At 72.0% G+C, this 20,762-nt stretch carries 26 protein-coding genes and 1 pseudogene; 19 read left to right on the top strand and 8 right to left on the bottom strand.

Annotation, left to right across the window (positions count from 1 at the left end; translation table 11 throughout):
• Positions 1 to 5: 5 nt before the first annotated feature.
• On the bottom strand, positions 6 to 263 hold the full coding sequence (locus OG738_RS22510; RefSeq protein ID WP_329056363.1) for a hypothetical protein: 258 nt from the start codon (positions 261 to 263) through the stop codon (positions 6 to 8).
• Between the two features lie 208 nt (positions 264 to 471).
• Here OG738_RS22510 and OG738_RS22505 point away from each other — a divergent pair, with 208 nt between their 5' ends.
• Positions 472 to 1,746 (top strand): sensor domain-containing diguanylate cyclase, encoded by a 1,275-nt coding sequence (locus OG738_RS22505; RefSeq protein WP_329056362.1) that lies wholly within the window; start codon positions 472 to 474, stop codon positions 1,744 to 1,746.
• Positions 1,747 to 1,765: 19 nt separating this feature from the next.
• Here the strand turns inward: OG738_RS22505 and OG738_RS22500 are convergent, their stop codons facing one another.
• The gene (locus tag OG738_RS22500) at positions 1,766 to 3,118 is read right to left on the bottom strand and encodes a TrpB-like pyridoxal phosphate-dependent enzyme (RefSeq protein ID WP_329056361.1); all 1,353 of its coding nucleotides are present in this window, start codon (positions 3,116 to 3,118) and stop codon (positions 1,766 to 1,768) included.
• A 65-nt stretch (positions 3,119 to 3,183) separates the two neighbouring features.
• Between OG738_RS22500 and OG738_RS22495 the strand changes: the two are divergent.
• The 9 genes and pseudogenes from OG738_RS22495 to OG738_RS22455 all read left to right on the top strand — a co-directional run.
• A pseudogene (locus OG738_RS22495) lies at positions 3,184 to 3,462 on the top strand (arginase family protein); the annotation flags it as partial.
• A gap of 73 nt (positions 3,463 to 3,535) precedes the next feature.
• Entirely contained in the window at positions 3,536 to 3,712 is a 177-nt protein-coding gene (locus OG738_RS22490; RefSeq protein ID WP_329057103.1) for a hypothetical protein, read from the top strand.
• Positions 3,709 to 4,383, top strand: a complete 675-nt coding sequence (locus OG738_RS22485; protein ID WP_329056798.1) for a dienelactone hydrolase family protein — start codon at positions 3,709 to 3,711, stop codon at positions 4,381 to 4,383. The genes OG738_RS22490 and OG738_RS22485 overlap by 4 nt, the downstream gene beginning before the upstream one ends.
• 83 nt (positions 4,384 to 4,466) lie before the next feature.
• Positions 4,467 to 5,030: a helix-turn-helix domain-containing protein gene (locus OG738_RS22480; protein WP_329056360.1), complete on the top strand. Its 564-nt coding sequence runs from the start codon at positions 4,467 to 4,469 to the stop codon at positions 5,028 to 5,030.
• Positions 5,017 to 5,904, top strand: coding sequence for an SRPBCC family protein (locus tag OG738_RS22475; protein ID WP_329056359.1), 888 nt, complete (start codon positions 5,017 to 5,019; stop codon positions 5,902 to 5,904). Before OG738_RS22480 ends, OG738_RS22475 begins: the two co-directional genes overlap by 14 nt.
• Before the next feature lie 47 nt (positions 5,905 to 5,951).
• The gene (locus OG738_RS22470) at positions 5,952 to 6,713 is read left to right on the top strand and encodes an MBL fold metallo-hydrolase (protein ID WP_329056357.1); all 762 of its coding nucleotides are present in this window, start codon (positions 5,952 to 5,954) and stop codon (positions 6,711 to 6,713) included.
• Positions 6,714 to 6,819: 106 nt separating this feature from the next.
• Positions 6,820 to 7,380: a dihydrofolate reductase family protein gene (locus tag OG738_RS22465; protein WP_329056356.1), complete on the top strand. Its 561-nt coding sequence runs from the start codon at positions 6,820 to 6,822 to the stop codon at positions 7,378 to 7,380.
• Positions 7,381 to 7,397: 17 nt separating this feature from the next.
• Positions 7,398 to 7,859: a phage tail protein gene (locus OG738_RS22460; protein ID WP_329056354.1), complete on the top strand. Its 462-nt coding sequence runs from the start codon at positions 7,398 to 7,400 to the stop codon at positions 7,857 to 7,859.
• Between the two features lie 111 nt (positions 7,860 to 7,970).
• Positions 7,971 to 8,597: a glyoxalase gene (locus OG738_RS22455; RefSeq protein WP_329056353.1), complete on the top strand. Its 627-nt coding sequence runs from the start codon at positions 7,971 to 7,973 to the stop codon at positions 8,595 to 8,597.
• Here the strand turns inward: OG738_RS22455 and pdxR are convergent.
• Positions 8,583 to 9,989, bottom strand: coding sequence for a MocR-like pyridoxine biosynthesis transcription factor PdxR (pdxR, locus tag OG738_RS22450; RefSeq protein WP_329056351.1), 1,407 nt, complete (start codon positions 9,987 to 9,989; stop codon positions 8,583 to 8,585). The two genes, OG738_RS22455 and pdxR, sit on opposite strands and share 15 nt — an antisense overlap.
• A 47-nt stretch (positions 9,990 to 10,036) precedes the next feature.
• On the opposite strand from pdxR, the gene OG738_RS22445 reads away from it, so the two are divergent.
• Positions 10,037 to 11,185, top strand: a complete 1,149-nt coding sequence (locus OG738_RS22445) for an MFS transporter (protein WP_329056350.1) — start codon at positions 10,037 to 10,039, stop codon at positions 11,183 to 11,185.
• A gap of 15 nt (positions 11,186 to 11,200) precedes the next feature.
• Here OG738_RS22445 and OG738_RS22440 read toward each other — a convergent pair whose 3' ends face one another.
• Positions 11,201 to 11,833, bottom strand: coding sequence for a hypothetical protein (locus OG738_RS22440; RefSeq protein ID WP_329056349.1), 633 nt, complete (start codon positions 11,831 to 11,833; stop codon positions 11,201 to 11,203).
• A gap of 146 nt (positions 11,834 to 11,979) precedes the next feature.
• On the opposite strand from OG738_RS22440, the gene OG738_RS22435 reads away from it, so the two are divergent.
• Both OG738_RS22435 and OG738_RS22430 read left to right on the top strand, forming a co-directional pair.
• Complete coding sequence (locus OG738_RS22435) at positions 11,980 to 13,017, top strand: helix-turn-helix domain-containing protein (protein ID WP_329056348.1); 1,038 nt, start codon at positions 11,980 to 11,982, stop codon at positions 13,015 to 13,017.
• A gap of 42 nt (positions 13,018 to 13,059) precedes the next feature.
• Complete coding sequence (locus OG738_RS22430) at positions 13,060 to 13,857, top strand: Fpg/Nei family DNA glycosylase (protein ID WP_329056346.1); 798 nt, start codon at positions 13,060 to 13,062, stop codon at positions 13,855 to 13,857.
• 31 nt (positions 13,858 to 13,888) lie between these two features.
• Here OG738_RS22430 and OG738_RS22425 read toward each other — a convergent pair whose 3' ends face one another.
• The gene (locus tag OG738_RS22425; RefSeq protein WP_329056345.1) at positions 13,889 to 14,371 is read right to left on the bottom strand and encodes a DinB family protein; all 483 of its coding nucleotides are present in this window, start codon (positions 14,369 to 14,371) and stop codon (positions 13,889 to 13,891) included.
• 75 nt (positions 14,372 to 14,446) lie between these two features.
• On the opposite strand from OG738_RS22425, the gene OG738_RS22420 reads away from it, so the two are divergent.
• A complete protein-coding gene (locus OG738_RS22420) occupies positions 14,447 to 15,241 on the top strand; it encodes a PIG-L family deacetylase (protein WP_329056344.1) in 795 nt (264 codons plus the stop codon).
• Between the two features lie 50 nt (positions 15,242 to 15,291).
• On the opposite strand, the gene OG738_RS22415 is transcribed toward OG738_RS22420, so the two are convergent.
• Positions 15,292 to 15,687 carry a RidA family protein gene (locus OG738_RS22415; RefSeq protein ID WP_329056343.1) on the bottom strand — a complete coding sequence of 132 codons (396 nt, stop codon included), beginning with the start codon at positions 15,685 to 15,687 and terminating at the stop codon, positions 15,292 to 15,294.
• A 47-nt stretch (positions 15,688 to 15,734) separates the two neighbouring features.
• Between OG738_RS22415 and mtnA the strand changes: the two genes are divergently transcribed.
• The gene (mtnA, locus tag OG738_RS22410) at positions 15,735 to 16,709 is read left to right on the top strand and encodes an S-methyl-5-thioribose-1-phosphate isomerase (protein WP_329056342.1); all 975 of its coding nucleotides are present in this window, start codon (positions 15,735 to 15,737) and stop codon (positions 16,707 to 16,709) included.
• Here the strand turns inward: mtnA and OG738_RS22405 are convergent.
• Both OG738_RS22405 and OG738_RS22400 read right to left on the bottom strand, forming a co-directional pair.
• Entirely contained in the window at positions 16,706 to 16,921 is a 216-nt protein-coding gene (locus OG738_RS22405) for a ferredoxin (RefSeq protein WP_329056341.1), read from the bottom strand. The genes mtnA and OG738_RS22405 overlap by 4 nt on opposite strands.
• A 1-nt stretch (position 16,922) precedes the next feature.
• Complete coding sequence (locus OG738_RS22400) at positions 16,923 to 18,110, bottom strand: cytochrome P450 (protein ID WP_329056340.1); 1,188 nt, start codon at positions 18,108 to 18,110, stop codon at positions 16,923 to 16,925.
• A 114-nt stretch (positions 18,111 to 18,224) separates the two neighbouring features.
• Between OG738_RS22400 and OG738_RS22395 the strand changes: the two genes are divergently transcribed.
• Genes OG738_RS22395 through OG738_RS22380 form a run of 4 tightly spaced genes read left to right on the top strand, consistent with a single transcriptional unit; the run spans position 18,225 to position 20,759 of the window.
• Positions 18,225 to 18,734, top strand: a complete 510-nt coding sequence (locus OG738_RS22395) for a PadR family transcriptional regulator (RefSeq protein WP_329056339.1) — start codon at positions 18,225 to 18,227, stop codon at positions 18,732 to 18,734.
• Positions 18,731 to 19,945: a cytochrome P450 gene (locus OG738_RS22390; protein WP_329056338.1), complete on the top strand. Its 1,215-nt coding sequence runs from the start codon at positions 18,731 to 18,733 to the stop codon at positions 19,943 to 19,945. Before OG738_RS22395 ends, OG738_RS22390 begins: the two co-directional genes overlap by 4 nt.
• Positions 19,946 to 19,956: 11 nt before the next feature.
• Complete coding sequence (locus OG738_RS22385) at positions 19,957 to 20,151, top strand: ferredoxin (RefSeq protein WP_329056336.1); 195 nt, start codon at positions 19,957 to 19,959, stop codon at positions 20,149 to 20,151.
• Between the two features lie 38 nt (positions 20,152 to 20,189).
• Positions 20,190 to 20,759, top strand: coding sequence for a TetR/AcrR family transcriptional regulator (locus tag OG738_RS22380; protein WP_329056335.1), 570 nt, complete (start codon positions 20,190 to 20,192; stop codon positions 20,757 to 20,759).
• The last annotated feature ends 3 nt before the right edge of the window (positions 20,760 to 20,762 follow it).

The raw sequence follows: 20,762 nt of genomic DNA, 5'->3' as shown, positions 1-20,762 counted from the left end.
GTCGGTCAGCGCCGCGTCCAATCGGTGGGGCACTGCGGCAGCGGTGACGAGACGCCGGGGCGGGTCCAGTCGGTCGGCAGCTCGCGGGCGGTCCAGTCGGTGGGCAGTTCGCGGGCGGTCCAGTCGGTCGGCAGCTGCCGCGGGGTCCAGTCGGTCGGGATCGCGCGGGTCCAGTCGGTGGGGAGCTGCCGGGTCCAGTCGGTCGGCCGCTGCGCGCGCCGGCGGGACGGGACGATGTTCGCGTTGGGCAGGAAGTGCGACATGATTTCTCCTGTTCCTGAGGGATCTTGCACGGTGCGTGACCGGACGGTAGCCCGTCCAGCCTAGTGACACACCGCGTTCGTTCGATTACAGTGACGATTTCCGCGAAGAGTTCCGTCCTGAGCAGAAGGGCGTTTCGTGGGATTGTCCGGGTCCCCAGGGCGAAAGCCCAGCTCAGAACGTCCACGATCGGGTATCCGTACGTGGGCGATGTGGAAGCTGGCCACTCCGGTGTTCGGCTACGTCCTCGTCGTCGACGCGCTGGCGCTGGTCGCGGTCCTGGCGACGGCCGCGCTCGTGCCGATCACCACCCAGTCGGTGTTCTGGGCTGGACTGATCCTCGCGGGTGAGATCGTGCACCTCGAAGCGGCGCAACGCATCGAGCGCATCCGGGAGCTGGCCGCGGACGGCCGTCCGCACATGCACCTGCAGTCGATCTGGATCTTCGCCGGGCTCCTGCTGCTGCCGCCGCCGCTGGCCACGCTCGTCATCGTCGTCAGCTACGCCCATTCCTGGGTGCGCGTGTACAAGCGACGCGGAGTGGTGCACCGCAAGGTGTTCTCCGCCGCGACCGTCATCCTGGCGTGCACCGCGGCCGGGTCCGTGCTGTCCGCCGGCACCGGGCACGTCGCGCCGTACGTGCCCTACCTGGACGGGTTCGGCGGGATGACCGCGCTGCTGCTGGCCGGGATCGTCTACTTCGGACTCAACTACGTGCTGGTGATCCTCGCGATCCTGATGAGCAACCCGGGAAAGCCGCCGCGGCAGGCGTTCGGCAACCCGTCGGACGTGCTGATCGTGCTGGCCGCGGTCGGCGTCGGCTGCGGGATCGCGCTGGTGATGACGGTCCGGCCGTGGCTGCTGCCGGTGCTCATGGTGACGCCGGTGGCGCTGCACATCGGCCTGCTGCTGCCGCAGTTCCAGGCCGCCGCGCGCACCGATTCGAAGACGTCGCTGCTCGCGCCGGAGTTCTGGGTCCAGCTGGCGCGCAACGAGCTGGCGCGCGCCGCGGAACTGTCGTCGACCGCGGGCGTGCTGATGATCGACCTCGACCACTTCAAGGCCATCGACGACGGCAACGGCCACCTGGCGGGCGACGAGGTCCTGCGCGCGATCGCGGCGGCGATCCAGGGCTGCGTCCGCGGCGGCGACTACGTGGGACGTTTCGGCGGCGACGAGTTCGTGGTGCTGCTCCCGGGCGCGACGAGCGCGGAGATCGTGTCCATCGCGGACCGCATCCGCGCGGCGATCGCCCGAATCGAGGTGCCGGTCCCGGTGATCCGCCCGGGCAAGCCCGAGGTGATCGACGGCCTGACGGCGTCGATCGGCGCGGCGGTGTACCCGGAAACGGCCACGGAGTACACGATCCTGCTGCAGGCGGCGGACGACGCGGTGTTCGCGGCGAAGGCGGCGGGCCGCGACTGCGTGGTCCTCGCCGACGCGCGCACCGAGCTGGCCCGCCCGGAGATTCCCGACGTTCTCTGATCCCCGGGCGAGCCGAGCGTCACGGCAACGTCGCCAGCGACGCCTCGAGCGTCGCTTCCGAAAGCTCGTTGTCCACCATGTCCCCGGCGAGGTACGCGCCGTAGGCCGGCAGGTCCAGGTGCGCGTGCCCGCACAGCGCCGTGAGGATCACCTTCTCCTCACCGATTTCCTTGCACCGCAACGCTTCCTGGATGCACGCCGCGAGCGCGTGCGTCGGCTCGGGCGCCGGGATGATGCCCTCGGACCGCGCGAACCGCACGCCCGCCGAGAAGCACTCCTGCTGCCCGATCGCGATCGCCTCGATCAGGCCGAGCTCGTAGATGTGCGAGATCAGCGGGGACATCCCGTGGTAGCGCAGGCCGCCCGCGTGGATCGGGTCCGGGATGAACTCGTGGCCGAGCGTGTGCATCTTCAGCAACGGCGTGAGCCCGGCGGTGTCGCCGAAGTCGTAGGCGTACTTGCCGCGGGTCAGTGACGGGCACGCCGCCGGCTCGACCGCGCGGATCACCGGGTCCATCCGGCCGGCCAGCTTCTCGCGCAGGAAGGGGAACGCGAGCCCGCCGAAGTTCGAGCCGCCGCCGGTGCAGCCGACCAGCACGTCCGGCGTGTCGCCGGCCAGCTCGAACTGCTTCAGGGCCTCTTCGCCGATGATCGTCTGGTGCAGCAGGACGTGGTTGAGGACGCTGCCCAGCGCGTACCGCGTGTCGGGGTCCTGCGCCGCCTGCTCGACGGCCTCGCTGATCGCGATGCCGAGGCTGCCCGTGGAGTCCGGGTGGTCCTTGAGGATCGCCCGGCCGGACTCGGTCAGCTCGGACGGGCTCGGGTGGACGGTCGCGCCGTACGTCTCCATCATCAGCTTGCGGTAGGGCTTCTGGTCGTAGGACGCCCGGACCTGCCAGACCTCGCACTCCAGCCCGTACTGGGCACAGGCGAACGCGAGCGCGCTCCCCCACTGGCCGGCCCCGGTCTCCGTGGTCAGCCGGGTGACGCCTTCCTGCGCGTTGTAGAACGCCTGCGGCACGGCGGTGTTCGGCTTGTGCGAGCCGACCGGGCTGACGCCCTCGTACTTGTAGTAGATCCGCGCCGGCGTGCCGAGCGCCCTCTCCAGCCGGCGCGCCCGGAACAGCGGCGACGGCCGCCAAAGACGGTAGACGTCCCGCACTTCCTCCGGGATGTCGACATAGCGATCAGTCGTCACTTCCTGGTCGATGAGCGCCTGGGGGAACAGCGGTGCGAGGTCCTCCGGGCCGACGGGCTCGCGGGTGCCGGGGTGCAGCGGCGGCGGGGGCGGCTCGGGCAGGTCGGGGATGACGTTGTACCACTGGGTCGGGAGATCGGCTTCGTCCAGGACGTACTTGGTCTGTTCAGCCATCGCGCCTCCTTGGTCGGCACCTCAACCTAGGACGCCTCCGGCCGCGGAGCCAGTACGGTGACCGGATGGGGAACCTCGTCCTGGTCGACGCACCGTCCAACCTCGGCCTCCGCCCGCCGGCCGAGGGCGCGGTACCCGGCTGCTCCAAGACTCCCGGCGTACTGCGCGACCTCGGCATCCTCGATCGCCTGGGCGCGTCGGACGGCGGCGTCGCGACGCCGGGGCGGTACGTCGGCACGTGGTCCCCGGGCGACGGCGTCCGCAACTCGGCGGCGATCGCTTCCCACACGCGCGCACTGGCCGCGCGCGTGGCTTCGGTGCGGGCGGCCGGCGGGTTCCCGGTGGTGCTGGGCGGCGACTGTTCGATCTCGCTGGGCGCGATGCGCGCACTGCGCCGGGCCGGCCCACGTGTCCGCAGTGGACAGTCCCGACGCCGGCGGCCTGGACCCGGACACGCTCGTTGCGGTGCTGCGCCGGCTGCTCGCACTGCCGGGCGCGGCGGGCTTCGAGCTGACGGTGTTCGACCCCGACCTCGACCCGGACGGCCACCAGGCCGAGCTGGTCGCCGACATCCTGGAAAGGTTGTTGCGATGACCGATGTACTGACGGATCTCCCCGTGTGGTGGCCCGAATCCGGCCGCGGCCCGGGCCTGGTGCTGATCCAGGAGATCTTCGGCCTGGACGACTACCTGCGGTCGGTGGCGGCGGACCTGGCGGCCGCGGGGTACGTGGTGGCGGTCCCGGAGCTGTTCCGGCGCACGGCGCCCGGCTGGTCGTCCACGCACGACGAAGCGGGAGTGGCGGCGTCGATGGCGGTTGCGGCCGCCTTCGACCCGGCGCTGGGACTTTCGGACGTCCTGGCGACGATGGCCCACCTCCGAGCCCAGCCGGCGGTCTCCGGCGGCGTCGGCGTGCTGGGGTTCTGCCTGGGCGGATCACTGGCGTTCGCGGCGGCGGCTTCGGGCGACCCGGACACGGCGGTGTCGTTCTACGGCTCGACGGTGGCGAGCCGGATCGCGGACCTGGCGAAGATCACCTGCCCGATCCAGTTCCACTTCGGCGGGCAGGACCCGTACATCCCGCGCGCGGACGTCGCGGTGGTCGAGGCCGCGGTCGCCGCCCATCCGGGCGCGGAGATCCACGTCCAGGAGGAGGCCGGGCACGCGTTCCACAACAACGTGGCGCCGATGTTCCACCACCCCGAAGCGGCCGCGCGCGCCTGGGACCTGACCACGGCCTTCCTGCGGCGGACCTTGCCGGCGTAACGGCGGCAGCGCTCCAACCTGCTCCGGCCGGCGGGCCCGGCCCATTGACAAAAATTTGTTTTACATAAAGACTGATTTTCGCCATGAGAGATGTCGTCTACCTCGACCGGATCGAGCAGGCCGAGACCCTCCTCAAGCCGCAGCGGATCGACGTGCTGCGGCAGCTCGCCGAGCCCCGGTCCTGCACCGAGGTGGCGGTCGAGCTCGACCAGTCCCCGCAGCGGGTCTACTACCACGTCAAGCGGCTGACGGAAGCCGGCCTGGTGCGCCAGGTGGCCGAGCGCCGGGTACGCGGCATCCACGAAGGGCTCTACCAAGCGGCCGGCCGCTCCTACTGGCTGTCCCCGCGCCTGGTGGGCCGGATCGGGCTGCGCCAGACCCGCGACCGGCTCAGCCTGGGCCACCTGCTGGACCTGGTGGAGGACGTGCAGGCGGACGTCGCCGCGCTCGACCGCACCCGGCCGGACCTGCCCTCGATCGGCGTGTCCGGGGAAATCCGGGTGCGCCCGGAGCAGCGCAAGGCCTTCCTCGACGAACTGCAGAAGACACTGCGGGACCTGTTCACCCGCTACGGCGGTGCCGAGGGCGACGCGTTCCGGCTGGCCGTCGCCTGCTACCCGAAGGGAAACCCCGATGACCGAGTTTGACCTGCGCCTGCGTGCCGTCGTCCCGGGCCCGCCGGAGGCCGTGTACGCGGCGCTGACCGACCCGGCCGCGTTGCGCGTGTGGCTGACCGAGCACGCCGACGTCGACTTGCCCGGCAAGTACGAGTTCTGGGGCCGCTCCACACCGGACGGCGCCGAGCCGCACCAGCGCGTGCTGCACGTGGACGAGTGCACCATCCGGTTCGCCTGGACCGTCGAGGGAGTCGAGACCACGTCGCAGATCGAGCTGGCCGAGGACGAGGACGGCACGCTGGTCACGCTGAGCCAGAGCGACCTGCCGACCTTCGAGGACGTGATCGCCGACAAGGCCGGTGCCCGCGGCGCGCTGCAGACGTTCTGGTCGCTGGGGATCGCCAACCTGGCGGACTACCTGTCCGGTCGCGAGCTGACGCCGAAGTGCGACTTCACGTCGTCCGAGCTGCGCGCCTCGGTCGTGATCGACGCGACGCCGGAGGAGGTGTTCGACTCGATGACCCAGCCGGAGCAGTTCCTCCGGTGGTTCGGCGCCAATGTGGACATCGAGCCGTACGTCGGCGGCCGCTTCGCGATGGGCGGGTTCGAGCTGGACCCCGGTGGCGCCAAGTTCGTCGAGTTCGAGCCGGGCCGCAAGGCGACGCTGCGCTTCGCCGACGGCATGACCGACACCTGGGAGCTGGCGGGCTCGGACGGCAAGACCCGGCTCACCCTGGTGGAGAGCGGCTTCGACCCCGGCAACCCGCCGTACGCGGGCTGGGCCGGCTGGCTGGGCGGTATCGCGGCGCTGCGGCGCTACCACGAGCTCCCGCAGTGGCGTTCGATCTGGCGCGGGATCGAGCTGGCCGGGGTGCCCGAGGGCATGTTCAGCATCGACCAGTAGCGGCTGAAAGCGTGTGGCTCAGCCATTCCCGGAAGGAAGACAAGCAGATGGTGCTCGAGCAGGTGGCCGACGGCGTCTGGGTCCGACAGAGCGAGTGGGTCCGGAGCAACGCCGTCGTGGTGCGCGGGGAGAGCGGGCTGGTCGTGGTCGATCCCGGCATCGACGGTGCCGACCTGGCCCAGCTCGCCGACGACGTCGAGCGGCTCGGCATCCCGGTGGTCGCCGGGTTTTCCACCCATCCCCACTGGGACCACCTGCTGTGGCACTCCCGGTTCGGCGACGTGCCGCGCTACGCCACTTCCGCCTGCGCCCAGGTGGCGAGCGAGGCCCGGGAGCGCGCGCAGGCGATGGCGGCGGAGAGCGCGTCGGGCATTCCCCTCGAGCTGGTCGCGATCCTCACCCCGCTGCCCACCGGCGGCGGGCCGGTGCCGGGCGAGGTCGTCGAGCACGACGCGCACGCGGCCGGTCACGCCGCGATCCGGCTCGCCGACCGCGGCGTCCTGATCGCCGGTGACATGCTCTCCGACGTCCTGATCCCGCTGCTGGACGCGCACCGTCCCGGTCAAGTCGAGGCCTACGAGAAGGCACTCGACCGGCTGGAGGAGGCTGCCCGGGACGTCGATGTCGTGATTCCCGGCCACGGCGCCGTTGCCGACGGGCCTGAGGTGGCGGCCCGTTTTGCCGCTGATCGCGCCTACCTCGACGCGCTGCGGCGAGGAGGGGAACCGGTCGACGCACGCCTCGATCAGGACTGGCTTTCCGCGCCCCACCGGTCGAACCAGGAGCAGGCCCGGCGCTCGACCGAGTGAGCTCTGCCGGACCGCGCCTGCTCGGCGGTGAGCCGGCCGCGTGGCTACTATGCTCGGCGGCTTCGGCGGGTCCGTCGAACGCCGCCCGGTTGCTGAGGAGTGCGTGATGCTGCCCGTGGTCTACTCGATGAGCGTGTCGCTGGACGGCTTCATCGCCGGGCCGGACGGCGACATCGGCTGGGGCGCGCCCGAGCCGGAGCAGTTCGACTTCCACGTCGAGCAGATCCGGCACGTCGCCGCGTACGTGTGCGGGCGGCGCCTGTACGAGGAGATGCTCGTCTGGGAGACCGCCGAGCAGACGATGACCGGCGAGGCGCAGCTCGAGTTCGCCCGGCTCTGGCGGGCGATCCCGAAGGTGGTGTTCTCCCGCACGCTGACGTCGGTGGCGGGCAACGCGCGCCTGGCCACCGGCGACCTCGCCACCGAGCTGCACCGGCTGCGCGACCAGCCGGGCGACGGCGTGGTGTCGATCGCCGGGGCGACCCTGGCCGCGTCCGCCATCGCCGAGGACCTCGTCGACGAGTACCGCCAGTTCGTCCACCCGCTCCTGCTCGGCGGCGGCACCCGGTACTTCCCACCTCTCGCCGCCCCGCGCGAGCTGCGGCTGGCCGAGTCCCGTGCGGTGGGCTCCCGAGTCGTCTACCTTCGTCACCAGCGCACACGCTGACCTTGGAGGAACCCGCCATGCCCCACGCCGTGGATTTCGGGACCGTGTCGACCGCAGGCCTGGAGTCGTCCCCGGTCGCGGACGCCCTCGCGGGCCTGCGGGCGAACGAGGCCCGCTACTTCAAGAACAAGTACGACCACGTCTTCACGGTCGAGCCCGCGGCCGACGCCGCGTCGACGATCGACTGGGTGAGCCGGATCCTCGAGGACGAACGCGGCATCGTGATCGCTTCGCCCCCGCTCGAAGCGACGGAGTTCCAGGTCGAAAACATCCGGATCGCGTACGTCTTCTACGAAAGCGGCCTGTCGATCAACGTGATGTACACACTCGACGATGACGGGAAACGAGCGGTCGGGTTCAAGCTCTCGGACGGGATGGCCGTCCCGGAGGAACTGGGAGCGTTCAAGTTCGCCCGCCAGAAGTCCAAACTGGCCGGAACCATCAGGGGCTCCTACTTCGTCATCAAGAACGAGTACTAGTCGCTTGAATCGACCGTCGCCTTCGGGCATGCACTGAGGTACCGTCGGGCCCGCCCAACCGATCAGGAATCGAGAAGCGCCGGTCACCACGCCGGACCTAGCGTTACCGGCATGACGAACATCGACTCCATCACCCTCGAGGTGGCCGACACCGCCGCCGCCCAGCGCTTCTACTCCGCCGCCTTCGGGCTCAGCACTCAGCTTCGCTTCCGTGAGAACCCGCAGCCCTCCGGTGGGTTCCGCGGCTACACCCTCTCCCTCACCGTGGCCCAGCCCGCCGACGTCGACTCGCTGCTCGGGACCGCCGTCGAAGCCGGGGCCACCACGATCAAGCCGGCCGCCAAGTCCCTGTGGGGCTACGGCGGTACCGTCCGGGCACCCGACGGTGCCATCTGGAAGGTCGCCACCTCCGCCAAGAAGAACACCGGCCCGGCCACCCGCGCCTTCGACGCCGTCGTGCTGCTGCTCGGCGTCCAGGACGTCGCCGCCAGCAAGAAGTTCTACACCGAGCACGGCTTCAGCGTCGGCAAGGCGTTCGGCCGCATGTACGTCGAGTTCGACGCCGGCTCGAACCCCGTCAAGCTTGCGCTCTACCGGCGCAAGGCGCTCGCCAAGGACGCCGGTGTCGCTCCCGAAGGCAGTGGCGCGCACCGGATCGCCGTCAATGCCGCCGAGCCGTTCACCGACCCGGACGGGTTCGCCTGGGAAGTCGCCACGACGCAGTCACTCGACGCCTGACAAGAGGTCCGCGATGGCGGCGATCCCCGCTTCGATCGAGCGTGGCGGCGTGTCGCCGAATCCCAGGACGAGCCGCGGCGCCGACGGCGTGCTCTGCATCGGCGCCAGGCCGTAGAGCCCGACGCCACGCTCGGCCGCCCGCGTGATCACCCGCTCCTCGTCGGCGCCCGGCGGCAGGTGCAGGATCGCGTGGAACCCGGCCGCGAGCCCGGTGACGCGGAGGCCGGGTGCGTGGGTGGCCAGCGCCGCGACGAGCGTCTCGCGCCGGGCCGCGTACTCCGCGCGGGCGCGGCGCAGGTGCCGGTCGTAGCGCCCGGACTCGATGAGGAGGGCGAGCGCCAGCTGGTCGAGGGCCGGGCTCCCGCGGTCGGTGACCTGCTTGCCGTGCGCCAGTTTGGCCAGCAGCCGCGCGGGCGCGACCAGCCAGCCCAGGCGCAACGCCGGCGCCAGCGACTTGCTGACCGTCCCCAGCGAGACGACGCGGTCGGGGTCGAGGCCCTGCAGCGAGCCGACCGGGTCGCGGTCGTAGCGGAATTCCGCGTCGTAGTCGTCTTCGATGACGACGCCGTCGTGCCGCCGCGCCCATGCGAGCAGCTCCCGGCGGCGGTGCCCGGCGAGCACCACGCCGGTGGGCCACTGGTGGGCCGGGGTCACGAGCACCGCCCGCGCACCGCTGCGTTCGAGCGCGGCGACGTCGACGCCGTCCTCGTCGACCGGGACGGGCACGGCGGCCAGGCCGGCGGCCTCGGCCTGTTCGGTCGTCGTCCGGACGGCGCCGGGATCCTCGACGGCGATGGTGCCGACGCCGTCGGCGGCGAGCGCGCGCAGCACCAGCACGAGCGCCTGGGCCATGCCGCCGCAGACGACGACCTGGTCCGCCGTCGCCGCGACCGCCCGCACCCGGCGCAGGTACGCCGCGAGCACCTCCCGCAGCCGCCGGTCGCCGATCGGGTCGCCGTAGTCGAACGCGCTGTTCGGCGCGGTGCGGCAGACCTCGCGCACGGCCCACGCCCAGTCCTCGCGCGGCGCGAGGCGCAGGTCGGGGACGCCGTGGCGGAAGTCGGCGACGGCGTGCCGTGGCCGCTCCGCAGCGCTCGGCCGGGGTGGCGCGGCCGTCCGGGCGACCGGCGCCACCCGCGTCGCCGATCCCGGCCGGCTGGTCAGGTAGCCCTCGGCCTGCAGCTGGGCGTAGCAGTCCTGCACGAGGCCCCGCGAAAGCCCGAGGGCGCGGCCCAGCTCGCGCGACGACGGCAATCGCTCGCCGCCGGCCAGGCGGCCGGCGCGGATCGCGTCGCGCAGCTGGTCTTCCAGCTGCGAACGGAGGCCCGCGCCGCTCTCGCGGTCGATCGTGACCAGTAGCTCCGGGCCCGAACCGGCCCACTCCACAGCCATGGAACTGGACCTTACCGGTGACCCAGTTCGCTTCTACCGTTCTGGTCATGACCGCTGACCTGCGAATCCGGCCGAAGCTGGTGTCCCGCGCCCTGCTCGTGCGCTTCGTCTCGATCTTCGGCTCGTCGATCGGCTTCTACCTGCCGCTTTCGGTCGTGCCGCTGTTCGCGAAGCAGACCGGCTCCGACAGCGGCGCCGGACTGGCGACGGTCGCGCTGCTGCTCGCCACCGTGGCGGCCGAGCTGGTGACGCCGCGGCTGGTCGCCCGGGTCGGCTACCGGTGGGCGCTGGCCGGCGGGCTGGTCCTGCTCGGCGCGCCGACGCTGCTGCTGACGGCCGGCTCCGACGTGCGGGTGATCGTCGGGGTGAGCGTGGTGCGCGGGATCGGGTTCGCGATCGCCGTCGTCGCCGGCGGTGCCGTCACCGCGCTGCTGATCCCGGCCGACCGGCGCGGCGAAGGGCTCGCGCTCGTCGGGATCGTCGGCGGGATCCCGGGCCTGCTGGCCCTGCCGGCCGGGGTGTGGGCCGCGGCGCACTGGGGCTTCACCCCGGTGTTCGTGGTGACGACGGTGGCCACCCTGCTCGCGCTGCTGTCGGTGCCCGGCCTGCCGCGCCACGCCGCGACACCGCAGGAAGACGGCGGCGTCCTCGCGGGCCTGCGCAACCCCGCGCTGACCCGCCCGGCGACGATCTTCGCGGTGTCGGCCGCCGCGGTCGGCGTCCTGGTCACGTTCCTGCCGCTCGCCGCTTCGGGCCGGCCCGCGTGGGTCGCCGCGAGCGCGTTGCTCGCCCAGCCCGCGGCGGCCACCGCCGCCCGCTGGGTCGCCGGCCGGCTCGGCGACCGCCACGGCCCGGGTCTCCTGCTGCTGCCGGGCGTCGTCCTCTCCGCCGTCGGAATGGCGGCGATTGCGGCCACCGGCACGCCGGTCCTGGTGATCGGCGGGGCGCTCGTGCTGGGCGCCGGGTTCGGCGCGCTGCAGAACGCGACGCTGACGCTGATGTACGCCCGCGTCCCGGCCGGCGGCGAGAGCGCGGTGAGCGCGATCTGGAACGCCGCGTACGACCTCGGCATGGCGGCGGGCGCGCTCGGCGCCGGGCTGGTCGTCGGCTCGGTGGGCTACCCGGTGACGTTCGTCCTCGCGGCCGTGGTGATCGTCCCGGCGCTGGCGCTGGTCCGCCGCGACCGCCGTCCCTGACGCACTTTCCGGTGGTCACCCGCGCGGCAGCTCGAGCACCGCGCCGTGGCCGGCCGGGACCGCGTCGCCCGGCGCCGCGGACTTGGGGCTGCCCACGCAGAGATACCCGCGGTACGTCCGGCCTTTGACCCGTTCGGTCACCAGCCGGAACCGTTCGGGGCGCAGACCGCGGAACCGCGTGGCGACGACGTCTTCGTACAGGCGCTGCGAGACGACGAGCACGACGTCTTCGCCGGTGTGCCGGGCCAGCGTTTCGCGCGCGAATTCCGCGTCGAGCAACCGGCAGGCGACGACGAGGGCGTCCCCGATGGGCCCGAACACCCCCGCGGTCAGGGCTCCGTGGTGCATCGAAATCCGCAGCCGCAGCCGCGGGTGGCTGCCCCGCCGCAGTTCTTCCACGACCTCGTGGGCGAAGTCCGCGACGACCCGGGAACCGTCGGAATCGGCGGGCAGCACCGCCAGCTCACCGTCCCCCCGCGGTTGCCGGAGCCATTCGGCGCGCACGAGCCCGGCCCGTTCGGCGGCCCGGTCGAGCACCTCCTTCAGCCGGAACAAGACCGCGGTCTGGTCGAGGATTCCCCTGCGCGAGAACCCTTCGACGTCCACCGCGACGACGAATCCGTAGACGAGCTGACCTTCGTGAAGCATGTCCATCCCCTCGGCAGAGCCGATGTCCCTGAGACGATTGAACAGTCGCGCGCAGTTTCCGCACACGTTCGCGGACACACGAAGACGAACGCGAAGGGATGAGACGAAGCGGGACAAAACCAGCCGGTTTGGGACACGATGTCACCATGCCGCTTTCCCGACCCGGCCCACCCGGTGAACTCGACCCGTCCGGGGTCACGACGCTCACCCAGCTGGCCGCGTTGCTCCGGCAATGCCGGGTGCGCGCCGGGAATCCGTCACTGCGCGACATCGAGCGGCTCGGCGAAAAACGGGGGCAAGTGCTGCCCCGCTCGACCGTGGCCGGGGTCCTCGCCGGGCGGCGCGGGCCCCGACGGGATCTGTTCCTGGCCCTGCTGACCGCGTTCGGAATTCCGGAAGACGACCGGGCGGCGTGGACGAACGCCTGGGAAAAGGCCGTCGCCGGCGAGCCGGACGCCGACGGTGAACCGGCACCCGATTTCTGGCGTTTCCCACCGGGCGAACCGGTGATGATCACCTGCGGGCGGATCCCGGAATCGATGGTCAGCAATTTCTCGGCGACCGATCCACGGGATCCCGACCACGTCGATCTGCTCACCTACGCCGACCTGGACGCGCTGGTCCACCTGTACGGCCACATTCGTGCCCTGAACCCGCTGCACGACGTGAAGTTCGCGACGACGAGCGATCTGCAGCCCGCGGACTACTCCAGTCACCTGGTGATGATCGGCGGCTCGGACTTCAACTTGCTGACCCGCGACATGTTCTCCACCCTGCGCCTGCCCGTGAAGATGTCGCCGCGCCTCCCGGAAACCGACTGGCTCGGCCTGGAAGTCGCCAACGGGGACGGGACGCAGCGGTTCAGCCCCGTCCTCGGCGACGAATACGGCGCGCGCATCCCCCACGAGGACGTCATCCTGTTCTTCCGCGGCGTCAACCCGCTCGACCGGCGGCGCACCATCACGATCTGCGCGGGCATGTACGCCCGCGGCACCCTGGCCGCGGTCCGCTGCCTGACCGACCCGGTGCTCGGGCCGCGGAACCAGGCGTACCTGCGGCACCAGGTCGGCGCGAACCTGCACTTCGGGTTCGTCGCGCGGGCGTTCGTCATCGATCGCGTGGTGGCGCCGCCGGACCTGACCGACCCCGGGCACCGGCTCTACGAGTGGATGCGGCCGGAATGACCTGATCGGCGCGCCGCCGCCGGAGTCGGCAGACTGGACGACGTGCCGGAACTGCCCGAAGTGGAGCTCGCCCGCCAGGTCCTCGCCGACGCCATCGGGCGCGAGATCCGGGACGTCGACGACCACGACGACTGGGTCTGCCGTCCGCACGCGCCCGGCGACCTGGCCGCCGCGTTGCGGGGCGGGCGGCTCACCGAGGCGCACCGGCGGGGCAAGACGCTCTGGTGCGAAACCGAAGGCGGCGACGGCCGGCCCGGCCCGAACCTCGGCCTGCACCTCGGGATGGCCGGGCAACTGCGGTTCGGCGGCCGAAGCGGACCGCCCGGGCCGAAACGCTTCCGCGGCCGCGAAGAGAAGCCCGAGTGGTTCCGGTTCGGGCTCACTTTCGCCGACGGCGAACAGCTGCGGCTGTTCGACACCCGCCGGCTCAGCCGGGTGCGGCTCGACCCCGACCTCGACGCGCTCGGCCCGGACGCCGGCGAGGTGTCGAGGGCGGACTTCCGCGCGCGCGTCGGCCGGGGGCGGGCGCCGGTGAAGGCGCGGCTGCTGGACCAGTCCGTGCTGGCCGGGATCGGGAACCTGCTGGCCGACGAAACCCTGTGGCAGGCGGCGGTGAGCCCGTCCCGGCCGGTGAACGAGCTGGCCGACGACGACCTCACGAACCTCCACAAGGCACTCCGGAAGGCGCTGCGCGCGGCGATCAAGCACGGCGGCGTCCACACGGGCGAGATCATCGGCCACCGCCGCACGGGCGACCACTGCCCCCGCTGCGGCGCGGAGATGGCGCACGGCACGGTCGGCGGCCGGTCGACCTGGTGGTGCGCGAAGGAACAGGCGTAGCGCGGCCGGAGCGAGTGCGCTCCGGTGGTGCCTAGCGTGGCCCGAGCCCGGTGCGGCCGTCGATCAGCTCGCGGACGACGTCCAGGTGGCCGGCGTGCCGGGCCGTCTCCTCGATCATGTGCAGGACGACCCCGCGCAGGTCGGCGGTCTCGTCCGCGAGCGGCGTCGGGTGGCGCCGCTTCGGCACCGCGGACAGCGGCGTCGCGGCGAAGATCTCGTCGGACCGGCGGCACTGTTCCCGGTAGAACGCGAAGACGACGTCCGGGGATCGGGGCGTCTCCAGCGGACGGTGGTCGTCCGGCCACGCGAGCGGGTCCGCGGTTCCGGTGACGATCTCCTGGAACCAGTGCCGCTCGGCGTACCCGAGGTGCTCGACCATGCCGAGCGGGGTCCAGCCGGTCGGCAGGACCGGCGTCGTCAGTGCGTCCTCGCCGAGTCCGTCGAGGATCGCCAGGACGCTGCCGCGCTGGGCTCGGAGGAACGTCAGCAGCGTGTTCTTTTCGTCGTCGGCCACGACCGCGGACCCTAACGGGCAGGTGCGCACCTTGGCGGGCGGTTTTTGTCGGTGGGTTTCGGTAGCGTCGCGGGCATGGCAACACTGGTCACCTTCCACGCCCACCCGGACGACGAATGCCTGCGCACCGCCGGGGTGATGGCCAAGGCCGTCGCCGAGGGGCACCGCGTCGTGCTCGTCGTCGCCACCCGGGGCGAGGTCGGCGAAGTCCCCGAGGGCTTTCTCGCCGAGGGCGAACAACTGTGGGAGCGGCGCGTGCGCGAGTCGCACGCGGCCGCGGAGATCCTGGGCGTCGAACGCGTCGAGTTCCTCGGCTACCGCGACTCCGGGATGATGGGCGAATCGACGAACGACGACCCGGCGTGCTTCTGGCAGGCGGACGTCGAAAAGGCGGCCGAGCAGCTGGCAGCGATCCTGCGCGAGGAATCGGCCGACGTGCTGACGGTGTACGACGACAACGGCGACTACGGCCACCCGGACCACATCCAGGTCCACCGCGTGGGCGTCCGCGCGGCAGAGCTGGCGGGCACGGCCCGCGTGTTCCAGGCGACGTTCAACCGCGAGTTCATGCAGCGCGGCTTCGAATCGGCGGTGGAGCAGGGGCTGATGCCCCCGGAGGCGGCCCCGAAGCCACCGGAGAACGTGGAGTTCGGCAAACCGGAAGCCGAGATCACGGCGGCGGTCGACGTGTCGAAGTACGTGGGGCTGAAGCGCGCGGCGATGCGGGCCCACCCGAGCCAGATCAGCGAGGACATGTTCATGCTGGCGATGCCGGACGACGCGTTCACGTTCGCGTTCGGGACGGAGTGGTTCATTCGAGCCGGGCAGGGGCCGGGGATCACGGAGACGGACTTGCTGGCCGGGCTGTAGCGGGTTCTGCCCGGCCGGGGATCGGCGCCAACGAGTTCCGCCCGGCCTCGTCAGTCCAGCGCCGCCGTCACGTCCAGCTCCACCAGCTGGCCCGGGTAGCCCAGCTGAGCCACCCCCACCAGCGTGCTCGCCGAGGTGAACGCCGCTCCGATCTCCGACTTCGTGAAGCGGTCCCACACCGCCGACAGCACCGGGCGGTCCGTTGCCACCACGTAGATCACCGTCCGGACCACGTGCGCCGGGGACGCGCCCGCGGAATTCAGCGCCGTCGATGTGTTGGCCACCACCTGGTCGACCTGGGGAAGCAGGCCCTCGACCACCGAGCCGTCCGCCGCCAGCGGGCACTGGCCGGCCAGGTACACCGTCCGGCGCGAGCCGGTGACTGTCACGTGGTGGTAGCCCGGCGGCGTGTGCAGCCCCGGCGGGTTCTGCCGTTCAATGGTCACCACCGCATCATCACCGGGTACGCAACCGGAAAACCCGAGGAGGGCCCATGCGCAGGACCATCGACTGGGCCGACGGCGCCATCGTCATCATCGACCAGACCGCGCTGCCCGGCGAGTACCGGCTGCTGCACCTGCGGACCGTCGGCGAGCTGATCGACGCCGTCAAGCGGCTCGCCGTGCGCGGGGCGCCCGCGCTCGGGGCCGCCGGGGCGCTCGGGGTCGCCCTCGCGGCCCACACCAGCGAGGACGTCCGGGCCGAAGCCGCCCTGATCGCCACCGCGCGGCCCACCGCCGTGAACCTCGCCTGGGGTGTCGAACGGGCGCTCCGCAAGCTCGGCCAAGGCCCGGCGGCCGTCCTCGCCGAGGCCCTGGCCCTCCTCACCGAAGACGAAGAACTCAACAAGACCGCGTCGAAGCACGCTGCCGAGATCGTGCTCGAGGAATGCCCGCGCCGGCCGCTGCGGCTGCTGAGTCACTGCAACGCCGGACGGCTCGCCACCGTCGGGTGGGGCAGCGCCCTCGGCGTCGTCTGGCACCTGCACGAGCGCGGGCTCGTCGAAGAGGTCCTCGTCGACGAGACCCGCCCGCTCCTCCAAGGTGCCCGGCTGACGGCGTGGGAGCTCGCGCAGGCGAAAGTCCCCTACCGCGTCCAGCCCGACGGAGCCGCCGCCGCGGCGATGGCGCGCGGCCTGGTCGACTGCGTGCTCGTCGGGGTCGACCGGATCGCCGCGAACGGCGACGTCGCCAACAAGATCGGCACCTACGGCCTAGCCATCGCCGCGAAGCACCACGGCGTGCCGTTCGTCGTCGTCGCTCCGTCGTCCACTGTGGACACCACGCTCGCGGACGGCGCGGGGATCGCCATCGAGGAGCGCGACGCCCGCGAGCTCACCCACTACGCCGGCACGCCGATCACGCCAAGCGAAACGCAAGTCTTCAACCCCGCGTTCGACGTGCCCCCCCCCCCCCCCCACGAACTCGTCACGGCCGTGGTCACCGAGCACGGCCGCTTCGAGCCCTAGGGACGCGGCCCGATCTCGCGGCCGCCGTCGGTCACCGTGATCGCCATCGCCGGGCACGAGTCCGCCGCGTCCAGCACCGTCTCGTCGGCGTCCACGTCGGAAACCGCCGTCTGCGCCACCGCGCCGTCGAGGACGAACACCTCCGGCAGCAGGGCGGCACACATCCCCGACCCGATGCAGGTGTGTTCGTCGACTTCCACGTGCCAGCTCATGTCACCATCCGATCGGCATCGACCGCGGTCCGCGGACGAGCATCTGCGTCTTCCACACGATATCGCCGGCCAGGTGCAGCCCCGGCAGCTCGGTGACCAGAGCGCGCAGCGCCTCCTGCAGCTCGAGCCGGGCCAGCGGCGCGCCCAGGCAGTGGTGGACGCCGTGGCCGAAGCCGAGGTGGTGCTGGTCGCCGCGGTCGAAGCGCAGCTGGTCCGCGTCGTCGAACTGCAGCCGGTCGCGGTTGGCCGCGCCGACCGCCACCAGCACCGGCTCCCCCGCCTTCACGAGCACGCCGCCGACCTCGACGTCTTCGGTCGCGAAGCGCGCGAAGCTGGCTCCCGCGCCCAGCGGCACGAACCGAAGCAGCTCTTCGACGGCGGCCGGGATCAGGTCCGGGTCGGCGACCAGCCGCTCCCACTGCCCGAGCTGGTCGAGCAGCGCGTAGACGAAGTTGGGGATCTGGCTCGCGGTGGTCTCGTGGCCGGCGACGAGGATGCCGACGCACAGGTCGACCAGCTCCAGCTCGGTCAGCCGGTCGCGGGTGTCGCGCGCCTCGATCAGCGCCGTCATCAGGTCGTCCTGCGGTGCCGACCGGTGCTCGGCGATCAGCCCGCGCATGTAGTCGCGCAGCTCTTCGCGGTTGCGCTCGAACTCCTCGGGCGTCAGCCCGCTGGTGGACAGCGCGGCGTCGCTCCAGACGCGGAACTTCGGCCGGTCGGCGACCGGGACGCCGAGCAGCTCGCAGATCACCGCGACCGGGATCGGCAGCGCGTACCGGTCGACGAGGTCGGCGGGCGGGCCGGCGGCCTTCATGTCCGCGATCAGCCCGGCCGCCAGCGAGGCGACGCGCGGGCGGAGCAGCTCGACGCGGCGCACCGTGAACGCCTTCGCCACCAGCGTCCGCAGCCGCGTGTGGTCCGGCGGGTCCATCTGCAGGATGCCGCCCTCGCGCTGCACGGGTGAGCGGCGCGGCGCGTCCTTCTCCTTCTCCATCGCCCGCGAGAACCGGCGGTCGCCGAGCACCAGCCGGGCGTCGGCGTAGCGGGTGGCCAGCCACGCCGGCTCCCCGTACGTCATCTTGACCCGGACCATGCCCTCGGCTTCGCGGGCGGCCGCGTAGGCCTCGTTGAGGTCGAGCCCCGCCTCCTCGTTGAAGGGGTACGAAAGCGGCTCATGGGTGACTGTCATGCGGAACCCCCGTGCTCCGGTTGTAAGCAACTGCTTACAAAGCTACACAGTTTCTCTCCACCTGTCACGGTCCGCCATTGCTCAGTCACGGACTCCTAGGTTACGGTGACCTAGGTGTGGATCGAGATCCTCTTGCTGTCGAAGCTGGCCCGCGAGCCGATGCACGGCTACGAACTCCGCAAGGCCGTGGAGGCGTCGACGGGCCACACCTTGTCGAACAACTCGCTTTACCCGACCCTGCGGCGCTTCGTCGACTCGGCCGCGGTGAGCCGCAGCGCGGAGGAGCAGGAGGCCAAACCGCCGCGGCACGTCTACACGATCACCGACGTCGGCCGCGAACTGCTGCACGACCTGCTCGCGGACTTCCCCGCCGAGCTGGCGCTCAACGAACCGGAGTTCCTGGCCAGGGTCGGGAACTTCGGCCGGCTGAGCACGGACGAACGCGCCCGCGTGGTCGAGGTCCGGAAACGGGCCCTGCTCGCCGAACAGGCCCGGCTCACCGGGCTCGCCGCCGGGCAGGCCGACCCGTGGGGCCGCGCGGCGCTGCACCACGTGCTCGGGAAGTTCGACGCCGAGCTCCGCTGGCTCGCCGACCTCGAAACCGAACTGAGGAGAGACGCATGACCACCACCGAAGAGACGCCGCGCCTCCCCTTCGCGCGGGCGAACGCGCTCGCGATCGCGCCGGACTACGAAGCCCTTCGCCGGCAGGCCCCGATCAGCCGGGTGCTCACCCCGGCCGGCGACCCGGCGTGGCTGGTGACCTCGTACGAAGAGGCCAAGGAGATCTTCCGCGACAAGCGCTTCGGCCGGTCGCACCCCGCGCCGGAGCAGGCGTCGCGCATCTCGCACGCCGCGGTGCAGGACGGCCCGAGCGGCGACTTCGAAACCGAGGAACGCGAGCACAAGCGAATGCGCCGGATGCTCGCGCCCGCGTTCTCCGCGCCCCGCATGCGCGCCCTCGGCGACCGGATCGCCGAGCTGACCGACCGCTGCCTCGACGACCTGCAGGGCGCCCGCGACGCCGACCCCGGAAAGCCGGTCGACCTGACCGACTTCCTCGCGTTCCCGTTGCCGGTGCTGGTGATCTGCGAACTGCTCGGCGTGCCCTACGCCGACCGCGAGAAGTTCCGCGGGCTGTCCGAGCGGATCGCGAGGATGGACGGCGGTGACGACGCCCAGGCGGCCATGACCGAGTTCAAGGCCTACATGACGAAGCTGGCCGACGCCAAGCGCGTGGACCCGCAGCCCGACGTCATCTCCGACATGGTCGCGGTCCAGGCCGACGACCCGACGTTCACCGACGACGACCTCGCCCGGATGGGCGCCGGCCTGCTGTTCGCCGGCCACGAGACGACGTCCACCCGGATCGCGATGGGCACGCTGTTCCTGCTCAGCGACCCCGCCCGCCGCGACCGCTTCGCCGCCGACCCCGAAGGCGAGGTGAACCAGACGGTCGAGGAGATCCTTCGGCTGACTGCCACCAGCGGGACCGGCCTGCTGCGCTACGCCCACGAGGACGTCGAGGTCGCCGGGACGCGCATCATGCGCGGCGACGCCGTGCTCATCTCCAGCGATTCGGCCAACCGCGACGCGGCGGTGTTCGCCGACCCGGACGAGTTCGACCCGGGTCGCACGCCGAACGTCCACCTGGCCTTCGGCACCGGCGCGCACGTCTGCATCGGCGCCAACCTGGCGCGCACCGAGCTGCGGACGGTGTTCCCCAAGCTGTTCTCGCGGTTCCCGGGCCTGCGGCTGGCGGCCGGGATCGACGAGATCCCGGTGCGCGTCAACCGTGTCGCCGGCGGGGTCGACGCCGTGCCCGTGACCTGGTGAAGGGGGAGCCGATGAAGATCACCGCGGACCCCGAAAGCTGTGTCGCGTCCGGACAGTGCGTGCTGCTCGCGCCGGGCACGTTCGACCAGGACGAGGACGCCGGCACCGTCGTCCTCCTCGCCGACGAGCCGGCCGACGGCGAGGAGGACGCGGTCCGGCAGGCGGAGCTGACCTGCCCGGCCGCCGCGATCCGGCTCACCGGGTAGGGAGCGCGCACGTCCGGTTTGCCGGTTAACCTGCACCGGTGACCGCACAGCCGAGCCGCAGGCGGGACGCGGCCGCGACCAGGGCCGCGCTGCTCGACGCCGCGGCCACGCTCTTCGCCGAGCGGGGTTTCGACCGGACGACCGTGCGCGACATCGCCGACCGGGCCGGGGCGAACCAGGCGCTGCTGTTCCGCTACTTCGGCAGCAAGGACGCGCTGTTCGAAGAGGTCATGGCCCGGGGCGGCCGGGAGCACCTGGCCGCCACGACGCCGGAAGACCTCTTCGGCGCGTCGCTGCGGAGCATGCTCGAACCCGCCGATTCCGGACGTCGCAACCCGACGCTCGAGATGTACCTGCGTTCGACGGGCAGCGACAACGCGGCCGCCGCGATCCGGCGCGAAGTCGGCGAGGAGTACGCGCGGGTACTGGCCACGCTCACCGACGCCCCCGACGCCGAGCTGCGCGCGGACCTGGCGCTGGCCTGGCTGCTCGGCATCGGGCTGGTCCGCGAGATCACCGGCACGGAGCCGCTGGCGAGCGCCGATCCCGAGCACGTCAGCCGGCTCGTGCTCACCGCCGTCCGGACGCTGCTGGAGCGCACTGGGTAACCG

The organism is Amycolatopsis sp. NBC_01488 (genome assembly GCF_036227105.1).
GTDB lineage: Bacteria > Actinomycetota > Actinomycetes > Mycobacteriales > Pseudonocardiaceae > Amycolatopsis.
Note: the sequence above shows the minus strand (reverse complement) of the source record. Positions and strands in the feature narration are given on the sequence as shown.

Bases quoted from the DNA above. Each gene is read 5' to 3' on its own strand.
- OG738_RS22460 (WP_329056354.1), top strand. From the start codon at position 7,398: ATGCCCCACGCCGTGGATTTCGGGACCGTGTCGACCGCAGGCCTGGAG.
- OG738_RS22420 (WP_329056344.1), top strand. From the start codon at position 14,447: ATGGCAACACTGGTCACCTTCCACGCCCACCCGGACGACGAATGCCTG.
- OG738_RS22475 (WP_329056359.1), top strand. From the start codon at position 5,017: ATGACCGAGTTTGACCTGCGCCTGCGTGCCGTCGTCCCGGGCCCGCCG.
- OG738_RS22485 (WP_329056798.1), top strand. From the start codon at position 3,709: ATGACCGATGTACTGACGGATCTCCCCGTGTGGTGGCCCGAATCCGGC.
- OG738_RS22400 (WP_329056340.1), bottom strand. From the start codon at position 18,110: ATGACAGTCACCCATGAGCCGCTTTCGTACCCCTTCAACGAGGAGGCG.
- OG738_RS22510 (WP_329056363.1), bottom strand. From the start codon at position 263: ATGTCGCACTTCCTGCCCAACGCGAACATCGTCCCGTCCCGCCGGCGC.
- OG738_RS22455 (WP_329056353.1), top strand. From the start codon at position 7,971: ATGACGAACATCGACTCCATCACCCTCGAGGTGGCCGACACCGCCGCC.
- OG738_RS22465 (WP_329056356.1), top strand. From the start codon at position 6,820: ATGCTGCCCGTGGTCTACTCGATGAGCGTGTCGCTGGACGGCTTCATC.
- OG738_RS22405 (WP_329056341.1), bottom strand. From the start codon at position 16,921: ATGAGCTGGCACGTGGAAGTCGACGAACACACCTGCATCGGGTCGGGG.
- pdxR (WP_329056351.1), bottom strand. From the start codon at position 9,989: ATGGCTGTGGAGTGGGCCGGTTCGGGCCCGGAGCTACTGGTCACGATC.
- OG738_RS22390 (WP_329056338.1), top strand. From the start codon at position 18,731: ATGACCACCACCGAAGAGACGCCGCGCCTCCCCTTCGCGCGGGCGAAC.
- OG738_RS22385 (WP_329056336.1), top strand. From the start codon at position 19,957: ATGAAGATCACCGCGGACCCCGAAAGCTGTGTCGCGTCCGGACAGTGC.
- OG738_RS22470 (WP_329056357.1), top strand. From the start codon at position 5,952: ATGGTGCTCGAGCAGGTGGCCGACGGCGTCTGGGTCCGACAGAGCGAG.
- OG738_RS22435 (WP_329056348.1), top strand. From the start codon at position 11,980: ATGCCGCTTTCCCGACCCGGCCCACCCGGTGAACTCGACCCGTCCGGG.
- mtnA (WP_329056342.1), top strand. From the start codon at position 15,735: ATGCGCAGGACCATCGACTGGGCCGACGGCGCCATCGTCATCATCGAC.
- OG738_RS22440 (WP_329056349.1), bottom strand. From the start codon at position 11,833: ATGCTTCACGAAGGTCAGCTCGTCTACGGATTCGTCGTCGCGGTGGAC.
- OG738_RS22445 (WP_329056350.1), top strand. From the start codon at position 10,037: ATGACCGCTGACCTGCGAATCCGGCCGAAGCTGGTGTCCCGCGCCCTG.
- OG738_RS22480 (WP_329056360.1), top strand. From the start codon at position 4,467: ATGAGAGATGTCGTCTACCTCGACCGGATCGAGCAGGCCGAGACCCTC.
- OG738_RS22505 (WP_329056362.1), top strand. From the start codon at position 472: ATGTGGAAGCTGGCCACTCCGGTGTTCGGCTACGTCCTCGTCGTCGAC.
- OG738_RS22500 (WP_329056361.1), bottom strand. From the start codon at position 3,118: ATGGCTGAACAGACCAAGTACGTCCTGGACGAAGCCGATCTCCCGACC.